The sequence below is a fragment of the Nostoc sp. DedQUE07 genome, assembly GCF_034530975.2.
In the GTDB taxonomy this organism is placed as follows: Bacteria; Cyanobacteriota; Cyanobacteriia; order Cyanobacteriales; family Nostocaceae; genus Nostoc.
Window position 1 is genome coordinate 14,105 of sequence record NZ_JAVRCC020000060.1, and the last position, 19,974, is coordinate 34,078.

14 protein-coding genes and 1 CRISPR repeat array are annotated in these 19,974 nt (G+C 42.7%); of the genes, 3 read left to right on the top strand and 11 right to left on the bottom strand.

All coding sequences use genetic code 11. The features are described from left to right. Positions 1-289: 289 nt before the first annotated feature. The 7 genes from aroF to ldpA form a co-directional block, all read right to left on the bottom strand. On the bottom strand, positions 290-1,348 hold the full coding sequence (gene aroF / locus RMZ95_RS29305; protein WP_322675195.1) for a 3-deoxy-7-phosphoheptulonate synthase: 1,059 nt from the start codon (positions 1,346-1,348) through the stop codon (positions 290-292). 286 nt (positions 1,349-1,634) lie between these two features. Beyond that, a complete protein-coding gene (locus tag RMZ95_RS29310) occupies positions 1,635-2,105 on the bottom strand; it encodes a PAM68 family protein (RefSeq protein ID WP_322684234.1) in 471 nt (156 codons plus the stop codon). Positions 2,106-2,116: 11 nt separating this feature from the next. After that, positions 2,117-2,386 carry a 30S ribosomal protein S15 gene (gene rpsO, locus RMZ95_RS29315; protein ID WP_041565894.1) on the bottom strand — a complete coding sequence of 90 codons (270 nt, stop codon included), beginning with the start codon at positions 2,384-2,386 and terminating at the stop codon, positions 2,117-2,119. Positions 2,387-2,608: 222 nt separating this feature from the next. Next, a CRISPR array of direct repeats spans positions 2,609-4,153; the repeat unit is 37 nt; unit sequence GTTTCAATCCCTAATAGGGATTTTAGTTGATTGCGAT. Positions 4,154-4,500: 347 nt separating this feature from the next. Continuing rightward, entirely contained in the window at positions 4,501-4,824 is a 324-nt protein-coding gene (locus RMZ95_RS29320) for a hypothetical protein (RefSeq protein WP_194046858.1), read from the bottom strand. 179 nt (positions 4,825-5,003) lie between these two features. Then, a complete protein-coding gene (locus RMZ95_RS29325) occupies positions 5,004-5,183 on the bottom strand; it encodes a chlorophyll a/b-binding protein (protein ID WP_099103697.1) in 180 nt (59 codons plus the stop codon). Positions 5,184-5,632: 449 nt separating this feature from the next. Then, the gene (locus RMZ95_RS29330; RefSeq protein WP_322684270.1) at positions 5,633-7,366 is read right to left on the bottom strand and encodes a R3H domain-containing nucleic acid-binding protein; all 1,734 of its coding nucleotides are present in this window, start codon (positions 7,364-7,366) and stop codon (positions 5,633-5,635) included. Between the two features lie 83 nt (positions 7,367-7,449). Further along, positions 7,450-8,610, bottom strand: a complete 1,161-nt coding sequence (gene ldpA, locus RMZ95_RS29335; protein ID WP_322684235.1) for a circadian clock protein LdpA — start codon at positions 8,608-8,610, stop codon at positions 7,450-7,452. A gap of 323 nt (positions 8,611-8,933) precedes the next feature. Between ldpA and RMZ95_RS29340 the strand changes: the two genes are divergently transcribed. After that, on the top strand, positions 8,934-13,655 hold the full coding sequence (locus RMZ95_RS29340) for a PAS domain S-box protein (protein ID WP_322684236.1): 4,722 nt from the start codon (positions 8,934-8,936) through the stop codon (positions 13,653-13,655). Then, on the top strand, positions 13,652-15,277 hold the full coding sequence (locus RMZ95_RS29345; protein ID WP_322684237.1) for a response regulator: 1,626 nt from the start codon (positions 13,652-13,654) through the stop codon (positions 15,275-15,277). Before RMZ95_RS29340 ends, RMZ95_RS29345 begins: the two co-directional genes overlap by 4 nt. A 61-nt stretch (positions 15,278-15,338) precedes the next feature. Here RMZ95_RS29345 and RMZ95_RS29350 read toward each other — a convergent pair whose 3' ends face one another. The 3 genes from RMZ95_RS29350 to RMZ95_RS29360 form a co-directional block, all read right to left on the bottom strand. Beyond that, positions 15,339-15,605: a hypothetical protein gene (locus tag RMZ95_RS29350; protein ID WP_322675191.1), complete on the bottom strand. Its 267-nt coding sequence runs from the start codon at positions 15,603-15,605 to the stop codon at positions 15,339-15,341. Continuing rightward, a complete protein-coding gene (gene mutL, locus RMZ95_RS29355) occupies positions 15,595-17,349 on the bottom strand; it encodes a DNA mismatch repair endonuclease MutL (RefSeq protein WP_322684238.1) in 1,755 nt (584 codons plus the stop codon). Before mutL ends, RMZ95_RS29350 begins: the two co-directional genes overlap by 11 nt. Positions 17,350-17,601: 252 nt before the next feature. Continuing rightward, the gene (locus tag RMZ95_RS29360; RefSeq protein WP_322684239.1) at positions 17,602-18,651 is read right to left on the bottom strand and encodes an adenosine deaminase; all 1,050 of its coding nucleotides are present in this window, start codon (positions 18,649-18,651) and stop codon (positions 17,602-17,604) included. A 383-nt stretch (positions 18,652-19,034) separates the two neighbouring features. Between RMZ95_RS29360 and RMZ95_RS29365 the strand changes: the two genes are divergently transcribed. Then, complete coding sequence (locus RMZ95_RS29365; protein WP_094352741.1) at positions 19,035-19,244, top strand: hypothetical protein; 210 nt, start codon at positions 19,035-19,037, stop codon at positions 19,242-19,244. 364 nt (positions 19,245-19,608) lie between these two features. Here RMZ95_RS29365 and RMZ95_RS29370 read toward each other — a convergent pair whose 3' ends face one another. Next, positions 19,609-19,920, bottom strand: coding sequence for a threonine dehydratase (locus RMZ95_RS29370; protein ID WP_322684240.1), 312 nt, complete (start codon positions 19,918-19,920; stop codon positions 19,609-19,611). Between the last annotated feature and the right edge of the window lie 54 nt (positions 19,921-19,974).

The window sequence follows — 19,974 nt, forward strand, 5'->3', positions numbered from 1 at the left end:
GTGGGGTTCTTTTATTATGGGTGATTTGGCGGACATAATATAAAGGGGCATCATTGCATTTTTACAATAAGTAGGTAGGCATAATTAAACATACAAAAAAATCCTAGTTTGTAGCGAGCGATTTATCGCTTCTTCGGATTTATCAGCACTAAAGTCCTGACCCTTCGGGTTCGTTAGTCGCTTATGGGGGAAACCCCCTTGGCGCTAGCCTCTCCCTTTGGGAGAAGACCGCGCTAACTCACTACAAACTTTAATTTATTTATGCCTAGCAATAAATTGCAACTAAATTTTAAGCTAGAGCCACTGCTGGTTGCTTCCAGCGTCCCACTGCCTTACCAATTACTGACAATTCTTGCATCAAGTTATCGAAACGGTCTGGTGTCAGAGATTGGGGCCCGTCGGATAAAGCTTTGGCAGGATTAGGGTGAACCTCTATCATCAGGGAATCTGTGCCAGCTGCGATCGCAGCCATTGCCATTGAAGGCACAAATTCAGACCAACCTACGCCGTGACTGGGGTCAATCATAATTGGCAGGTGAGTCAGTTTCCGCAACACTGGCACTACCGATAAATCCAGTGTATTTCGCGTATACTGACGGTCAAAGGTGCGTATTCCCCTTTCACACAAAATTACATTGGGATTGCCAGATGCCAAAATATACTCGGCTGCCATCAACCAATCTTCAATAGTAGCTGCCATTCCCCGCTTCAACAGAACTGGTTTCGGCTGCGCTCCCACTTTTTTGAGCAAAGAGAAATTTTGCATATTTCTTGCTCCCACCTGAATCACGTCAGCAACTTCGGCAATTTTATCCAGGTCTACCGCATCCATCACTTCTGTAATAATACCTAATCCGCTAACTTCCCGCGCCTTCGCTAACAAATCCAAAGCACTCTCGCCGTGTCCTTGGAAAGCATAAGGTGAAGTCCGGGGTTTGTATGCCCCTCCGCGTAAAAATGCGGCTCCAGCAGCCTTGACGCGCCGCGCTGTCTCTACAATCATTTCTTCATTTTCTACAGAGCAGGGGCCAGCAACGACTACCAAAGGCTGATGTTCGCCAAATACTACCGCTCCATCAGGAGTATTAACCACGACATCTGACGCTTCGCCGTGGCGGTACTGACGGCTAGCTCGTTTGTAAGGCTGCTCTACCCGTAACACCTGCTCAATCCAGGGGCTAAGTTCCTGAATTTGTAACGGATCTAAGCTGGCGGTTTCACCTACTAAACCAATAACTACTTTGTGTTGACCAACAATTTTTTCTGGAGTTAGCCCCCAGCTACTAAGTTCCTCATCAATGCGGTTTATTTCCGCCTCTGGGGAACCACTTTTCATTACTATAATCATCTGAAAGTTCCTGATTAATTAATTGAGTAAAATTTTCTGTGAATAGGCTAACTTTATTGTTGCCTATTGGCCTAATTACAAATAGTTAAAAATAAAATTTGTTTACAAAATAAATAGATAAAATGCAGCGCTCAGTCAGTATTTTTACTGCTAAATAACTAAATATAGGGTATAAAAAAGATTGTAAAATTTTAACTAGCAATGTTGAAGCGATCGAATTTCAACTTCAACATTAACTTTTTCATTTACCCAATATCACAGTTACTTAATACCTGAGCGCCGTTCATCATAAGTTTTTTTGCCGAGTTTCGCGCCAAGCTGCCACCATTCGTCCCAAATTGGTGTTGAACTCACCCAAACCCAGAAAACTTCCGACTTTTTCTTCATCCCAAGAGGCAGAGAGAACGCCATAAGTTATCCCTAAAACCCCCAAACCAAATAATCCCATGTTCACCAATAACACGGCGATGGGAGGTAGTCGGATATCAGAGTAGGCAGCAAGCAGATAGCTAGCAACCAAAGCGCTAATGCCCAAAGCTGTTGGTACACCAGAGAACCCAGCTACCCGTCGGATCATCCGTTGGCTGACTACTTGGGGAATTGCCATCTCTTGTTTGGTGTAAACCACTTTTTTATCAGCCTTTTTGACAGATTCTTGGGGCTGTGCTGCTGGTGTACTTTGAGCTTTTGCGGGTTTTTGGCGCTTTTTGTTCGGTTCAAAAGGCAAACGACTGCGTTCAGATTCTTCAGCAGACATAAGCGGTAGTCCTATCCACGAATACCGAGACGAGCAATCAAAGCTTGATATTTTTCCCGGCTTTCCTGCGATATATAAGCTAGAAGACGCTTACGCTGTCCGATTAGCTTCAACAGTCCTCTTCGGGAAGAATGGTCTTTTTTATTTGCTTGGAGATGTTCGCTGAGGCGGTTAATGCGCTCAGTTAGCATAGCAACTTGGACATCGGCCGAGCCAGTGTCAGTTTCGTGAACTTGGTAGTTGGAGATTATTTCTTGTTTCCGCAGTTGCGTGAGGGCCATGGTCGATTCAGTTTCTAGTTTTTCTAAAATGTATGCAGCAGTCTCCTATAATATCACAGCCCTCAAGCTGGATGTGGAATGACCCTTGAAGTAATTTTTGTAATTTTTAATACTATTTTAAGAGGCTAGCTCTCGGTATACTTCGTTCCAATACCTGATAGGGGATATTGATTGCGATCGTATTGCACCATCAGGCGATCGCACCAAGACGATAGAAGAAAAGTTTCAATGCCTAATAGGGATTTTAGTTAATTGCGATGCAAGAATGAAGCTAGCCTGCGCTATCCGCGCCACGTTTCAATCCCTAATAGGGATTTTAGTTAATTGCGATCTTCTGATATCCAGCAATTGTAAGTGTTCCAGTGGTTTCAATCCCTAATAGGGATTTTAGTTAATTGCGATCTTGCTGCCATAGTAAGGGTATTTTTTTATCCTCTTGTTTCAATCCCTAATAGGGATTTTAGTTGATTGCGATTTAAAGTGATTAGTCTTGCACTGCCAAGAGTTTTTAAAGTTTCAATCCCTAATAGGGATTTTAGTTGATTGCGATGAGACTTAGCAATTACTAAATTAAAGGAATGGGCCGTTTCAATCCCTAATAGGGATTTTAGTTGATTGCGATTCAAAAATCCTAGATGCCGTTCGGCATGGGATGTTTCAATCCCTAATAGGGATTTTAGTTGATTGCGATACTACACACTACTTTGGCAAAAATGTTGCCCTGTTTCAATCCCTAATAGGGATTTTAGTTGATTGCGATCATAAGTTTTGTACTTAGGTAGGGTGAGCATTGATACGTTTCAATCCCTAATAGGGATTTTAGTTGATTGCGATCTTTGTACACATAAAAAACAATATACAATCTCTGTCCGATGTTTCAATCCCTAATAGGGATTTTAGTTGATTGCGATTACCCCGTCTAAATAAAATTGGCCCCACGCATAGTTTCAATCCCTAATAGGGATTTTAGTTGATTGCGATCGGGAAGCAGAAAAACTACGCGGGTCGCTAGCCCAGTTTCAATCCCTAATAGGGATTTTAGTTGATTGCGATAACTCTTTGGTATCTCAAAATCTTGGGAATCAAGTTTCAATCCCTAATAGGGATTTTAGTTGATTGCGATTTTGTTGGGGATTGATAATCACGTAAGGGTTGAGTTGTTTCAATCCCTAATAGGGATTTTAGTTGATTGCGATTCTCCATCTTCAGTGATGATGATGTCAGGAATCGGTTTCAATCCCTAATAGGGATTTTAGTTGATTGCGATAAGCGATCGCCCCTAGCCTCCACCTTTACCCCGTTTCAATCCCTAATAGGGATTTTAGTTGATTGCGATATCAAAGCTTTAATTTTTCTATAATCAATTTCAGGGTTCAATCCCTAATAGGGATTTTAGTTGATTGCGATTCACTCGTATTCGTCAGCGCAAATTACGCTAATGGGTTCAATCCCTAATAGGGATTTTAGTTGATTGCGATCGATTGTGCCTCTCTGGTGCGATCGCATTCATCAGGTTCAATCCCTAATAGGGATTTTAGTTGATTGCGATCCAATGCCAATACGTGATTCTTCACGGGGAATAGGGTTCAATCCCTAATAGGGATTTTAGTTGATTGCGATCTGCATTGATAGATATTAAGGCTTTGCAAGCAGAGGGTTCAATCCCTAATAGGGATTTTAGTTGATTGCGATTCTGCAATCTGCACCCGTTGAGTAGCATTTTCATTGTTGGTTCAATCCCTAATAGGGATTTTAGTTGATTGCGATCGCAGGCGTCTGAAAGACTTGTGTTATTTGGTTTTCAAGGTTCAATAGCGCGAATGCAAAAATCATAACATAAGGAGTGGCAATTGTGCTAAATGTAAATAGCTGAAACTCAGTCTACATAAGGTGCGCGGATGGTTTGAAGATGCTACAGCCCTCAAAACCTTACATATAGGGCAATTCAGCTATTTTTGTATTCCCCCCTTCCTCAACACCTACCCATCCGCGCATTTAGCTAAAAAACTAATTCGATTAGAAAGCTGTTTACTATAGATATCCCACTCAACTGGGTCAGATGGCTTTAAGGTGATGCCTACGCTTACGCAATTCCAGCATCCCCAGAACTAGCCTTATTTGGCAACGTCTTCAAAGTCTGTTATCGCATAAGCAAATTCTCTAAAAGCTGTTTTAATCAGAACCTCTTTCGTTCCTCTTTCCAGAGAAGAGTTGCGGATGAGGTCTGTTAATTCTATGAACAACAGAGAAAACATAAAACGATCTTGGCGGTCAACTTGTTTTAAGCAAGACGATATAAACTGATAAAGCTCTGTTTTTCTGGGTTTAGTTTGTTCATCCCATATTTGCAACCCAAGCCGAAAAGTTCTCAAGCGGATTTCATTGGTGTTGAAGGACGCGTCTTTGTAGCGGACTGATACGCGTTGGGGTAGTTCCATGAGTTTTAGCTATACATATTCAATGTAAAGTAATTATTCACTTATATTTTGGCTTAACCGGAAAAATCTGATATTTTGCACCAATGGCAATAGCCGCCAGATGTTAGAAACGAATGACTGGTGTAGAATATAGAGAATTTTGCAGGGTAGTATAGCAGTTCTACCCTACGATCGCCAATTTAGAGGATACCCCAGAAATGGAGTAGCCCTTGACCAGAAAAAGCTTCAATTAAAATTGCAGAGACAAAACCAATCATTGCAAGACGACCATTCCAATTTTCACTCTGAGGAGTGAAGCCAAAACGCACAGCATTAGGATCTTCTGAAACAATAGACGCAGAATTCTTAAAATCTGACATGAGCATAACTCCAAAATTCAAGTGTTGTAGCAGTTATAACTGTCTGTAAAGTAATGTAACAGATGTTTAAAAAAATGCAAGATTGAGTGAATTAGGGCTTACTCACTCTTTACGAATTCTTTGTCTATGAGACGCTGCGTAATGTTGATGATAACAGCGAATTAGGGCGAGAAAATTGGATTATTAGCTTGAATGTAGATCATGATTTTGGCGATTTTTGATAGTTAAAGCGCTTTCCAAATCCATAAACTTTTCTCCTAAAAGGTTACGCTGTACACATAAGTTATCCGATTACCCGAAAGTCCTCCAAAACCTCACCCTGTCTTATCCTTAGTCAGGATAGGACAGGGTGAGGTATCTCAGGGGCTATCTACGAGACTAACCGTAAATTACCTTGACAAAGGCTTGTGTGTACATCGTAAGTAAACTTTTTGGTAGAGTTATTAAAGTTACGCCGGATAAATCCGTAATCTTCTATTTGGTTCTTCGCCAAAACTATGCGACTTGAGGCGATAATGTTCTACCAACTCATGTTGCATTTTGCGAACTTGGGGAGAACGCGGCAATAACTCGACTGGCTGTCCTTTAGGAATCACAATTTGCTCAACGGCAAGTCTAGCTTCTTCAAGAGCATCCATCTCATCATCGCTACCATTGTGTAAAAACAATTGTAGTTCTCTATCGTCGGCCATCTCTGGGTCGTCAATATTCAGCAACCGCCGCAAACCACGGGTAATTTGGGGAATGGTGCTGGACTTAATCATGTGGATGGGTACATGACGAGCTTTGGCCATTTGGCGCAATTTGGCGTGGTTTTTGACGTGCGATCGCAGTGCTAAAATTGCATCAGCACTATCTATATCTTTTGTCAATAGTACGGGCAAAGTTAGCACGCTAATCACCTGTTCCAGTTGGTGACGGCTAACGCCATAAGGGTAAACGTGCAATGGCAAATCTTCACCATTGGGCCCTGGGTGTCTGGTAACAGCATCAAAATCAATGCTTTCAGAATAATTGAAGGATTCATCCAGCAAACGGTCAAACTCACTGCGCCCAGTTACCCGCTCTACAGGCAATTGGGGTAGTGCAACCATTTGTCCAGATGAACGCCAGCCATTAGACGGTCGCGCCGGTGGGAAAGAATCCTCTACTGTTCCTAGCTGTCCACCACGACCGTTGACAACAGCTAACTGCCTTGTAACCGCGATTTTGCCGTGGTCATCAACGGTTCTCGTTTGTGGAGTAGGCTGACGCCCCCGCAGCAGATTATCTACGGTGTCAGCAACACTTTCGTGTACTGTCCAGCGTTGGCGTTCCAACATTTCCACAGCAATTTCAAAGGTAGGTGGGGCTTTCCGCTCCAAAACAGTCTTTTGAGAGCCTCGCCGTCTGGCTTCATCGTCTCCCAAGGTCACAGCTTGGATACCCCCAACTAAATCAGCCAGGGTGGGGTTTTTAATCAGATTTTCGATCTGATTTCCGTGGGCAGTACCTACCAACTGTACGCCCCGTTCTGCAATGGTACGAGCCGCTAAAGCTTCCAGTTCCGTGCCAATTTCATCAATGACAATGACTTCTGGCATGTGGTTTTCCACTGCCTCAATCATCACCTGATGCTGTTCGTTTGGATGAGCCACTTGCATCCGTCTGGCGCGACCAATGGCGGGGTGAGCAACATCACCATCGCCAGCGATTTCGTTGGAGGTGTCAATAATCACCACTCGCTTTTGCAAATCGTCAGCTAAAACACGGGCTATTTCCCGTAAGGCGGTAGTTTTACCCACGCCTGGACGCCCCAGCATGAGAATCGATTTACCAGTTTCTACCAAATCACGGATCATGCCAATGGTTCCGAATACGGCTCGACCAACGCGACAGGTCAAGCCAATAATCTTACCAGTGCGGTTGCGAATAGCGCTGATCCGATGCAAAGTTTGCTCAATTCCTGCCCGATTATCTCCGCCAAAGATTCCGACTCGTTGAATGCAATCATCTATTTGTTCTTGAGTAACGGGTACTTCGCTCAAATACTCAGCTTGATTAGGAAAGCGAGCCTCTGGGCGACGACCCAAATCCAAGACCACTTCTACTAAACTATCTCGTTTGGGATGACTCTCTAGTACTTGTTGCAGGTCTTGGGGCAAAATGTCTAATAACTTTTGGAGATCGTCTGTAATCGTCATGCGTTCTATGGTGACGTTTTTAGAGATAGCGAGGACATTTGCGTGCAGGAGAACCCGCTCTGGGGATTTTTCCGAACGAGCAATTAACGCTCCTGCTGTGACTTGATCTGGGAAACGAGAGAATGGGCAAGTTCTACAGCTTGCCAAAGCAATACTTCATCTTCTTCTAGGCGAACAGTCGCCTTCATATTGGTGTTACTTACCTCCTTATTCTCTAACTGTTCGAGAATTGGTGACAGCAGTACGCGGGCGTAGCTACCGTAGGCGACCCCAGAAATTTTGGATTTTGGATTTTGGATTTTAGATTGTGGATTAGCTTCTTCTAATCTAAAATCTAAAATCGGCAATCCAAAATCTTTGAGCAGTCCCATTGCCTTTAACTTAGCAACGGTATACTTATTTGTGCCGCCTGCTAACTGCACATATCCTGGTAACTTAGCTGCCAAAACTTTTTGCCCTAATTTCACTGCGGCTATTGTGGTGCCATCGCCAATATCACCACTCATCGGACGACCATCGGTTTGCCAAATTAAAGCACCCTTGAGTGGGGCAATCCTTTCGTAGAGCGTTCTTAAGTAGTCAATCATCCCTTCACCATCAGGACAGCTGATGGCTAGTAACTTTAGTTTATCGACCCACGGTGAAATTGCTTGCCATAATCGCTCAAATTCTGCCAATCGCCCGACTTTTGTATGGATTTCTACGGCATCTACTCCCGTTGACATTACCAATGGCGCGATCGCTCCTGGCGTTGTCACGTATGAAGCTGTATAAATTATACCATAAGGGCAAACTGGAATGCAACGACCGCAGCCATAACACTTTTCGGATACTACTCCTGAAAAGTCTTCTTTGATACTGTCAAACACAATCGCTTGTGCCGGACAAATCCGTTCGCAGGGTCTAGGGCAGTCTGTAGGACACTCATGAGGATTAAATTCTGCTTTGCGAAAATGGGGGTCTTCTCCATCGTTTAGGCTGACCATCAAAAAGGGTAAATTGCCTTCGTAGTCAAAGCCTCGCTTTTGGGCATCCTGAGCCAGAGATTTGGCTGCTTGTAGCCCTGATTGCGCTGCTGCAATTACTGCTGGATCAGCTGCAACATCTATGCAGTCAGCGCCCGCCAAAGTATAGGCTAACGTTAAACTTCTGACTGCCGGCAAATGCTGGAAGCTGGCTCCGCAGATCAGCTTGAACCAGTCACCTTGTTTGAGAGATTGTAAAGGGGCGAACAGATCAGTCACTATTCTATTATGCGTTTATACGACTAAAAATAGTAGTCTGCGATCGAGAAAAAGTCCGAATTTGCTAATTTAGGGGGCATGGGGCATTGGGGACTGGGGACTGGAGATTGGGGACTGGGGATTGGGGACTGGGGATTGGGGACTGGGGATTGGGCAAAACAGTGTTGAGTAATGAGTAATCAGTGCTGAGTTAGGAGTTATTCTCCCCCTGCTCCCTGCTCCCTGCTCCCTGCTCCCTGCCCCCTCATCTCCCTGCCTCCTGCTCCTCTGCTCCTCTGCTCCCCCACTCCTCACTCCCACAGCTGTCTTAGGAGGGCGACAACATGACAACTATATTTTTTGTAGAAGACTCTGCTGAAGATAGAGCTTTGTATCGACGCTTCCTAGAGCGGGACGATCGCTACACTTATGATATTTACGAATTTGAATCTGGCAATCAGGCGCTACAAGCTTGTCAAGAGAAAATACCAGATGTGATTTTGTTGGACTATCGATTACCAGATTTAGATGGGCTGGAATTTCTCACTCGGCTACAGAGGCAAACTTCTAACAGTCAAATTTCAGTAATTCTACTGACTGGACAGGGAGACGAAACGATCGCAGTCCAAGCCATCAAGAATGGGGCGCAAGATTATCTAGTCAAGGGAAAACTGACTTCTGATAATTTACGTCGAGCGGTTCATGGGGCGATCGAGCAGATGCAGCTAATGCGGCAGCTAAAACAACAACAGGAACAACAAAAGTTAGTAGGAGCGATCGCTCTTAATATTCGCCAATCGTTGAAGCTTCAAGATATCCTTGCCACGAGCGTTCAAGAAGTCCGCCAGTTACTGAGCGCCGATCGAGTACTGCTGTATCAATTTACGCCTCAAATGCGGGGCAACATCGTCGCGGAGTCGGTATTACCCCAATGGACACCAATCTTCGGAATGCAGATTGAAGATACCTGTTTTCAGGAAAATCAGGGGGGAGAATATCGCCGAGGAAAAATTTGGGCGGCGACAAACATCTACGAAGCAGGTTTAAGTGATTGCCATATTCAACTTTTGGAACAGTTTCAGGTGAAGGCGAATTTAGTTGTCCCGATTTTGTTTGAGAGCAAGGAGACTCAAACAGTTGAACTTTGGGGGTTATTTATTGCACATCAATGTTCTGCCCCGCGACAATGGCAGACATTTGAGGTAGAATTGCTCTCTTCACTGACGGTGCAACTAGCGATCGCTATCCAACAAGCCGAACTCTATCACAATCTCCAGACCCTCAACACCGAGTTAGAAGCCAAGGTACAAGAACGCACTGCCAAATTGCACCAAAGCGATCGCCGTTTCCGTGCCATCTTCAATAATACTTTCCAGTTCATCGGACTGCTAACGCCAGCTGGCATTTTACTGGAGGCGAACCAGACGGCGCTAAGTTTTGCCGGACTGAAACTAGAAGATGTCATCAATCGCCCTTTTTGGGAAGCACACTGGTGGACAATTTCACCGCAAACTCAAGCAGAATTAAAACAAGCGATCGCTCGTGCAGCCCAAGGAGAGTTTATCCGCTATGAAGTTGATGTTCTCGGTGCAAATAATCGGGTAGCAACAATCGATTTTTCACTCCGTCCGCTTTTAGATGAGACAGGTCAAATTGTTTTGTTGATTCCAGAAGGGCGAGATATTACCGAACTCAAACAGGCTAAAGAAAAACTCCAACAAAGTGAAGCACTGCTAGCCACTACTCAACAAATCGCCCATGTAGGCAGTTGGGAATTGAATTTAGAAACGAAAAAGCGCTCCTGGTCAATGGAAACCTTTCGCATCTCTGGTCTAAATCCCACTCAAGGCGAACCCAACCAGACCGAACTTCTCCAAATAGTTCATCCAGACGATCGCGCCTGGATAGAGGCTCAACTGGAACAGGCGATGTCTACGACAGACTACGCTCAACAAGCCCCTTTCAATCTTGAGTATCGAATTATCCGACCTGATGGTTCGGTGCGCTACGTTGAGTCGAAAGCAGAGATAGCTTATGATGCTCAAGGGCAGCCAGTTAAGCTATTGGGAGCGGTTCTAGATATTACAGAACGTAAACAAAATGAGTTAGAAATAATCCGTAGTCGTGACCTGCTAGAAGCTGTTTATAACGAATCCGCTGATGCACTTTTTTTGGTAGATGTTGAAACATTACTGATCGCTGACTGTAACGATCGAGCAGTGAAGCTATTTGCAGCCTCTAGCAAAGCCGAATTAATTAACATTAAAGGTAACACTCTGCAAAAACAACCGTTTACTTCCGATGAGATTGCCACCTTTATACAAGAAATTCACCAGCAAGGGTTTTGCAGTCGAGAAGTTGAATATATTACTAAGCAGGGCAAATCCTTTTGGGGAAACATCGCAACCAAACAAATTACGGTCGCTGGTACTGTGATGCAACTAGTACGAATCACGGATATTACTGCCCGGAAGGATGGTGAAAAAGAGCAGCAACGGGCAGAAATAGCTCTCCGAGAAAGCGAGGAACGACTACAATTAGCCCTTGAGGCTTCTGGGGATGGTTTGTGGGACTGGAATTTTTTGACTGGAGAGGTGTATTACAGCCCTCGCTATTTAGAAATGCTCGGATACCGCTTTGATGAACTCCCACAGAATTTGAGTACTTGGGAGCGATTAGTTCATCCAGACGATCTACCTTGGACAAAGAAAATCTTGGCAGCTCATTTCAAGGATAGTTCAATACCGTACAAATTTGACTATCGACTTTGCACTAAATCGGGCGAATGCAAATGGATTGCCAACTACGGCAAGGTTGTGATGCGAGATGCAGATGGTAATCCTCTGCGAATCACTGGTACTCATCGAGATATCAGCGATCGACAAGCCGCACTACGCGAACACAAACAAGCCGAAGCAGCCTTAGCCAAAAGTGAAGAACAACTGAGACTAACGTTGGAATTTAACCACATCGGTCTTTGGGATTGGAATGTTCAAACAGGCGAAGTTATCTGGAACGACAACCATTTTCGTTTGTTAGGTTTAGAGCCAGAAATATCAGCCAGCTATCAATTATGGCGCGATCGCGTGCATCCAGAGGATGTTGACGGAATTGAACAGACTGTATCAAATGCACTGGCACAACATATTAATTTTCAAGCTGAATATCGAGTGATTTATCCCGATGGCAGGGTTCGCTGGCTCACGGGAAAAGGGCGTGCTGCTTACAACGAAGCAGGCGAACCTGTACGGATGTTAGGAGTAATTATTGATGTAAGTGAGCAAAAGCAAGCAGAAGCAGCTTTGCAAGAAAGTGAAGCCCGATTTCAGGCATTTATGAACAACAGCCCAGTGCTAGCTTGCATCACCGATACAGATGGGCGTGTACTTTACTTAAATCAAACATACCTGCGGACATTTAAATTACTACCCGAACAGGTGATTGGGCAATATATTTCTGACCTCTACCCAGATGAAATTGCTAGGCAGCATTTCGATCACCTTCGCACAGTCATAGAGACAAATCAGGCAATTGAGGTGATTGAATTTGCTCCTCAACCAGACGGTTCCCTCGGTGAGTTCTTGGTATACAAATTCCCGATTCTCGGATTGTCTGCACAAAAGCTAGTGGGTAGAGTGGCGATTGATATCACAGAACGCAAAATTCTAGAGCGAGAAGTAGCTCACAAGCAAAAGTTATTGGATACCTTCATCAATAATGCACCTGTTGGTATAACCATTCTCGATCGGGAACTGCGTTATTCATTGATTAATGAAGCATTAGCAGAAATTAATGGCATTCCCGCAGCAGAGCATATTGGTAAGACACCGTGGGAGATTGTCCCTGATATTGCACCAAAGCAAAAGCAACTCTTTCGACATGTCTTAACAACAGGTGAACCAATTTTAGATTTGGAAATCAGTGGAGAAACCCCAAAATTTCCAGGTGTAATCAGGACTTGGCTAGCTTCCTATTTTCCAATTCAGTCTGAAGCTGATGAACCTATTAGCATGGGCATTGTGGTAGTTGAAATCAGCGATCGCAAACGCGCTGAACAAATGTTAGAGTTGCAAGCAGTCATTACCCGCAATATGGCGGAGGGAATTTGCCTAGTTCGTGCAACAGATGGCGTGTTTGTCTACGCCAATCCTAAATTCGAGCAGATGTTTGGTTATGAGCCTGGTGAATTAATCGGTCAGCATGTATCGATCGTCAACTATGGTGATGAAAATAATACACCTGAAGATGTTAATCAGGCGATTAGCACTGCTGTTTTAGAACACAGTGAAGTAATCTATGAAATTTATAATATTAAAAAAGATGGCACTCCATTCTGGTGTAGCGCTACCGCTTCCGTTTTTGAACATCCTGAGTATGGAAGTGTCCTTGTGGCTATCCAACAAGATATCACCGAGCAAAAGCAAGCGGAAGAAAAAATCAAAGCCTCTCTAAAAGAAAAGGAAGTATTACTCAAAGAAATTCATCATCGTGTTAAGAACAATTTAGGAATTGTCAGCAGTTTGCTGCAAATGCAATGCAGACGAACACAAGATCCTGTGGTGACAGCTATTTTGCGCGATAGCCAAAACCGCATTGCTTCCATTGCTCTAGTTCATGAAAAACTATACCGTTCTGAAGACCTCGCTGATATTGATTTCGCTCAATACATTCCAGATTTAACAACTCATTTATTTGATTCCTATAATGTCAGTTCCAGCCAGATTCAACTACATATTCAAGTTGATAATGCTAGCCTTGACATCGAAACCGCCATTCCTTGTGGTCTAATTATCAACGAACTGGTTTCTAATGCTTTAAAATACGCTTTTGTTGGTAATCGTGGAGGCAAAATTGAGGTTAAGTTTTATCAAGAACCCGCATCTACTTTGACACTCATTATTAGAGATAATGGTGTTGGCTTACCTGAAAACTTTGATAGTAAGAAAACGAAAACGCTGGGTATAACACTTGTCCAGGGTTTAGTCAAGCAGCTAAGAGGAAAACTTGAAATTGACTCTCAACAAGGAACAGAGTTCAAAATTACTTTTACAAACAGCCGCATATGAACATAATTGACCTCTCACCAAACACGCAGACAAAAGAGACAGTTCGAGTCCTTGTTGTTGAAGATGAATATATCCTTGCTATCAACTTACAAGAAACTTTAGAGTCTTTAGGATATGTTGTTTTAGATATTGCCGATTCTGCCGAAGAGGCAATTGCAAAAGCAACTGAATTACGCCCAAACTTGATTTTAATGGATATCAGATTACGCGGTGAAATAGATGGTATCCAGGCATCAGAGCAAATTTGGCATCATTTGCAAATCCCGATTATCTACGTCACCGGGCACTCCGATCAAAGTACTGTCGAGCGAGCAACGCTGACATCCCCCTTTGGATATATTCTTAAACCCATTAAAGAGCAAGAACTTTACGTTGCCATTCAAACAGCACTCAATCGCTACGATCGCGAGCAATTTTTGAGTTCTGTGCTTCGGGGAATGGGCGATGGGGTAATTGTAGTCGATACTAATTTAAATATTAAATACATCAATCAGGTAGCTGAAGCTCTAACAGGGTGGCAATGGAATGAAGCTAAAGACAAGACGTTAACTGAAGTTATCAAAATCATTGATGAACAAACTCAGTTGCCGACAGAAAATCCAATTATTGCAGCCCTCCAACAAGAAACTACTATATATTTAGGCAGTGGTGTTCTACTAGTTGCTAGAAACGGGACAACTACACCAATAGCTGATAGTGCTACTCCCCTGATAAATAATAATGGTGTAATTACAGGAGCCGTATTTGTTTTCCGAGATGACACGCAACGACGGTTAACCGAAGAACGCAATCTCGCAGCTGAACGTGCCCAACAACTAGAAATTCGAGTGGCAGAACTGCAACGCCTGAACCAATTAAAAGAGGATTTTCTGGCAACCACTTCTCATGAAATGCGAACGCCCTTATCAAACATCAAAATGGCAATCTCTGTGCTAGAAAATATTCTCGATCGCCAGGGTATCTTAAATTCAAACACACTTCCCCCATCTGAATCTGTAGACCGCTATTTACGTATTGTGCGCGAACAGTGCGAACAAGAACTGGATTTGGTTGACAATTTACTGTATCTACGAATGATTGATGCAGATGTCTATCCATTGGAATTAACATCAATTCAACTCCAAAACTGGCTGCCTCACGTTGCCGAGTATTTTCAAGAACGCGCTCAAGCTAGAGAACAGTCTTTGCAAGTTAGTGTTTCTCCAGATTTACCACCTTTAGTTTCAGACTTGGCTAGCCTGACTGAAATTATCTCAGAGTTACTCAACAATGCTTGTAAATACACTCCACCTGATGGACAGATTGTGTTAAACGTTCAGCTAATTTATATCACAAAAAGTCCGATCGATGAAGATGCTAAATCTGGTGTATTAGATAATTTTCAAGTTCCTTATTTTCAAATCACATTTAGCAATTCTGGGGTGATAATTCCGAAAAAAGAACAATCTCGAATTTTTGAGCCGTTTTACCGGATTCCTGAAAGCGAACGCTGGCAACAAAGCGGCACAGGATTAGGTTTAACATTGGTTAAGAAGTTAGTAGAATATCTCCAAGGCACGATTGAAGTTACCAGCTCTCAGGGCTGGACAACGTTTACAGTTCAGCTGCCTTTAAGTTTGTGATGGTATTTGTCATTTGTTATTTGTCATTAGCTCGACTTTATCCATTTTTGCCTACGGGTCATCACAAATGTAGGCGATCGCTAAAAGATGCGGGTTTTGCTGCATACATAACATTTAAATACAGCCTTGGCGAATAGTGATGGCACAAGTAATACACTGAGGCTGAAGGATAATTGTGTGTATCTTCCCATGAATACAACAATACCATTTGAAATTGCCAATATCCTACTACCGTAATGGATAAAGTCGAGCTTAGGACAAATAATTTGGCAAACGACAACAGCAAACGACATTTAGTATTGGCATTACTGAAAACATCAAATTCCATGACTTTTTCCAATTACCCAATTACGCCGGAAAAACCGAGCTAAAGCTGATTCTTCTAAAGATAAATAAATTGGTCGTCCATGAGGACAGGTGCGAGGGTTGCGAGTACGTTGCCAATTATCTAAAAGTGTCTGCATTTCTTGCTGATTCATGGGTGTACCATTACGAATAGCACTGCGACAGGCAACGGCTACTTGGGCTGTTTGTAAATCGCCTCCCCAACTAAGTTCTAAAATTGCTTCTGCACAGTCGTCTCGTTGCTGCAAAGGGGCGGGGATATTACGGACTGCCCAAAGTTGTTCGCCAAAGGGTTCTATTTCTAAACCAATGCGTTGGAGTTGCAATACTTGCGCTGGCGATAATTGATAAAGAATTATTGGCGGTTCGACGGGTAAAAGTTGCCAATCATCGCATAATTGCTCATACAAAACTCGCTCATGGGCAATGTGCTGTTCTACTAACCACATCCCACCTGAATGTTCCGCCACAATATAAGTGTTGCTAACTTGCGCGACAGCTTTTAAAGAGTTAGGAGTTGGGAGTGAGGAGTTAGAAGTTTTGAGATTTTCATTAGGATTTTGAGAATTGAAATTATAGCTGCCTTTGGCTTCTGCGGCTTTGAGTAATTTACTAACTCGTGTTGTGTGAACAGCTTCTTTGAGATTGTTAGAAGAAATGCTGAGTGCTTGGTTAATTGCTTGGGTAATTTGCTCTTGCCAATAAATGATTTCGTTGAGGTAAATTTCTGTTTTTGCTGGATTACGATTCCAGTTAATTTGATCGGGGGAAATGGCAAGATGTAAGAAACAAATTGGATAGCGATCGCGTGGTAATGTTCTATGAAATGCTGATAATATGGTTTGCTCTAGTTCCGGTGTCTTAATCATGCGTCTGTTGATAGCTACACGTACCCAATCTGGACGATGACGATGAGTGCGATCGGGTAATCCTACCACTAAATTTAGTGCTGAGTGAGGAGAGACGCGATGAATCGCGTCTGTACAAGTGTCCGTAGAGACGCGATTAATCGCGTCTGTACAAGAGTTGGGAGGGTTAGGTATTTCGAGTTTGACTTCTTGTAAATCACCTTGTCGCACTTGTGGTAAAATCTGCGGTAGCAATTGTCCAGTTGTCGCAGCCGGACAAATGGTGAACCATTGACGGTCATTTTGCCAAATCTGCCAGGTGACGTGGGGATGACAGAGGGCGATTTGGTGAATTGTGGCTTGCACAGCTTTCATTTGCTGTGCTGTTGTGGGTAATCCCTGACGACGAGATGAGCAATTACCGAAAAGATGAGAAACTGTAACTACTGTACCAGGTGCGATCGCAGTTGCTTCAACTTGTACAACTTTCCCGCCATCGCCATAAATTATCCGCCATCCTAAATTTCCCCCCAGAGGACGACTCAAAATTTCTAAATCAGCCAGAGTCGTTAAACTGTGCAACGCCTCACCACGAAACCCTAAACTGTTAATTTTCCACAAATCGGCACTAGAGCGAATTTTACTAGTACTGTGGGCTGTGGCTGCTTGTTGTAAATCATCTAGGTTCATTCCACAACCATTATCTGCCACGCGAATTCGCCATTGCTGCGGCCACAAAGAAACCACAATTCGCGTTGCACCTGCGTCTAGGGAATTTTCTACCAATTCCCGCACCACAGAGGCTAAAGAGTCGATTACCTCTCCAGCTGTAATGAGATATACAACTTCTGTTGGTAGAGCTTGAATAGTAGATGCCATAAATTATAGTTTATAGCTTCTGGGGCACGCTATATACGACTTATATCAAGAATCCTTTCTCAGCAACAAAAGAACCACAAATAAACACTGATAAATTATCTGTGTGCATCTGTGGTTTAATTTATAAAACATTAATTTTGCAAGATATCTATTGTGTATTACAACTTTTTCTATAGCATCAGAAAAAATTAGTAATTGCAACATTAATTAACATTAAATCACCTGACTTTATGGATATTTTTAGGCGATTCGTTAATTGCTATCTCTCATGGACAAAATTTTAGCTGGTTCAGGTTTGAGCAAACCGTTCAACAGTGATGCAGGACGTTGACTGTAAGGCCAAGCAAAAGCATGACGGAAAGCTGCATCTTGACAAGCTTGTAGTTGTTCAAAACTAATAATGTTGTAAGTCAAGAGATTCTCATACTCAAATGGTAGACGCACATTGTGCAATCCGGCATTATCAGTACAGATAGCGATATCAACTCCAGCATCAAGACAACGGTCAAAAACTAATTTGAGTTGACGTATATCCTGCAAAGTTCCAGTTTTTAGGTAAGTTGTCGGACAAACCTCTAAACATTGCCCGCGTCTAGCTACATCATTAAGTAGCTCTGGATATAGTAGGGGAATTTGAATGCCGTGACCAATCCGCATCAGATATGGTAACAGTTCTGGGTAACAACCAGCGGTAGTTTCATATAGATGTCCTGTGGTGTTAACGCCCAGCGATCGCGCATAATCATATAAGCTAATCCATTCTTCTAAGCGATCGGCGTAATAACTATCACCTCCGGCTACATCTACTGCACAGACATACTGTTTATTTTGTGCTGCTAAATCAACAATCGCCTTGTTCACCTCATAAGGTAGGCGTGTGTGCATACAGAGAATTTGGCTAGTAACAATCGGATATTCTGGCTGCTGGCTGGCAAGCCCTACGACTCTGACAATTTCTGCCATCTTGTCAATTCTTTCGGATTGACTCAGATGCTCAGGTGTCCGCAAATAAGGAGTGTAACGCAGTTCCAGATAAGCCAAATTTTCAAATATGTAAGCACCCCGCACCAAGCGATAAATAAAGTAAGGCAAAGTCTCTACAGTTTGCACGCTTTCTACCAAGGTGTGTAATTCTAGATACTCATCTAGAGTGTTACGTGGGCGGGTATAAAAATCTTCAAAATTTGAATAGTCAGCAAAGCGGGAAATTAACTCCGAAGAATGCCGCTCGAAATATCGCCATAAAACTCGTGGTACGACCGAGCCGCCTAGATGTCTATGTAATTCAGCGTATAAAGCCATAGTGGTATTTTTAAGTAAAAATTTCAATGATTGTAACAAAAACATCGAAAGAAAAATTTGTCTTCAAACAAATTTTGCTCCAACTTCTTTGGAGTAGAGGTTTCCCTACATCTTAATTTCAACAAATACTCCGACCTGTAAACTGTGCAAACGATTTGGTGGCTTGGAATTAGATAGGGTTGAGAGCAACAGATAAATTTCTGCTTCCTACCTCCTGCACTAATATTTGCAGCCCGAACAAACTTGACATTACCAAGATTAAATTGATAGCATTGATATCCTTTTTGTGCTATAGTAAAGAAACATTGCTATTGTTAAGCGAGTGAAATATAGCAATATATTTTTTCTTTAACAAAGCAAATTCCTGGCAAGGTTGGTATTAATTGAAAATTCAAGCGTTGGAAGTCAAGGCTGGCGATCGCATTATTGCTTACTGCAACAATAAAATGCAAACCTGCAAGGTAAAACGCATTTTAGATCCAGGTCAAGCCAATATCACACTATCAGTATTCACCTCTGAGAATTATCGCGGTTGCTCAGTTTCATCTATAGTTCGCTTCCAAAGCAACGCTTTAGTTGATTTGGTAAGTTAGCTAAAAACCAAGTAAATATTCAAACTCAAAAATATTTCTAGCTATTGTCCAGCCTCAAACTGGACAAAATTTTTGTGAAAGGTGCGATGCCTGCGGTAAAGATCGCCTACGCACATCCAAATTCGTTAATTGTGGCTAGATGATTTTTCTAAAAATGTAAAGCGCAATTTAGGTATTGCTAAACTGTTCCAGATATAATTTGTACATCTAAATTTAATTAAAATATTGTGGGGTGGACAGCGTTCGGCTGACCTGTACTGAGCGTTATTAAAGTAGCGCTGACGCCAAATTATTGCCCACCCTAATTATGCAAGTTAAAGGTGGAACAGCTTATTACTATTAACCCTCTTCTTGATGGCTTTTGTTAGTTCTTTTTCACATCACGAGCCATGTTGAGGTAGTAGTCGTCAAGTTTAGCATTAGAACGACGGCGGTTAGGGGCAGGAATTTTAGTAGTGTTATCCCGATTCGTTTCAATTGGCTGTTTAGTTGAAGCTTGATTTACGTCTTGCACGCGATCGGATTCTAAGAAATAACCAGACTCAGAGAATCCGAAAAGCTTGGCAAACAAACCAAATAAATTTCCGAAAAAATTAGAAATACTTTGGAATAAAACACCAAACAAGCCTTCAAGACGAAGGAACAAGTTCCGAATAATTTGAGTTAGACGAAGCATAATAGTACCTTCAATGATTGCCTATTACCATTGTGACGCAATTCGGATTCGGGA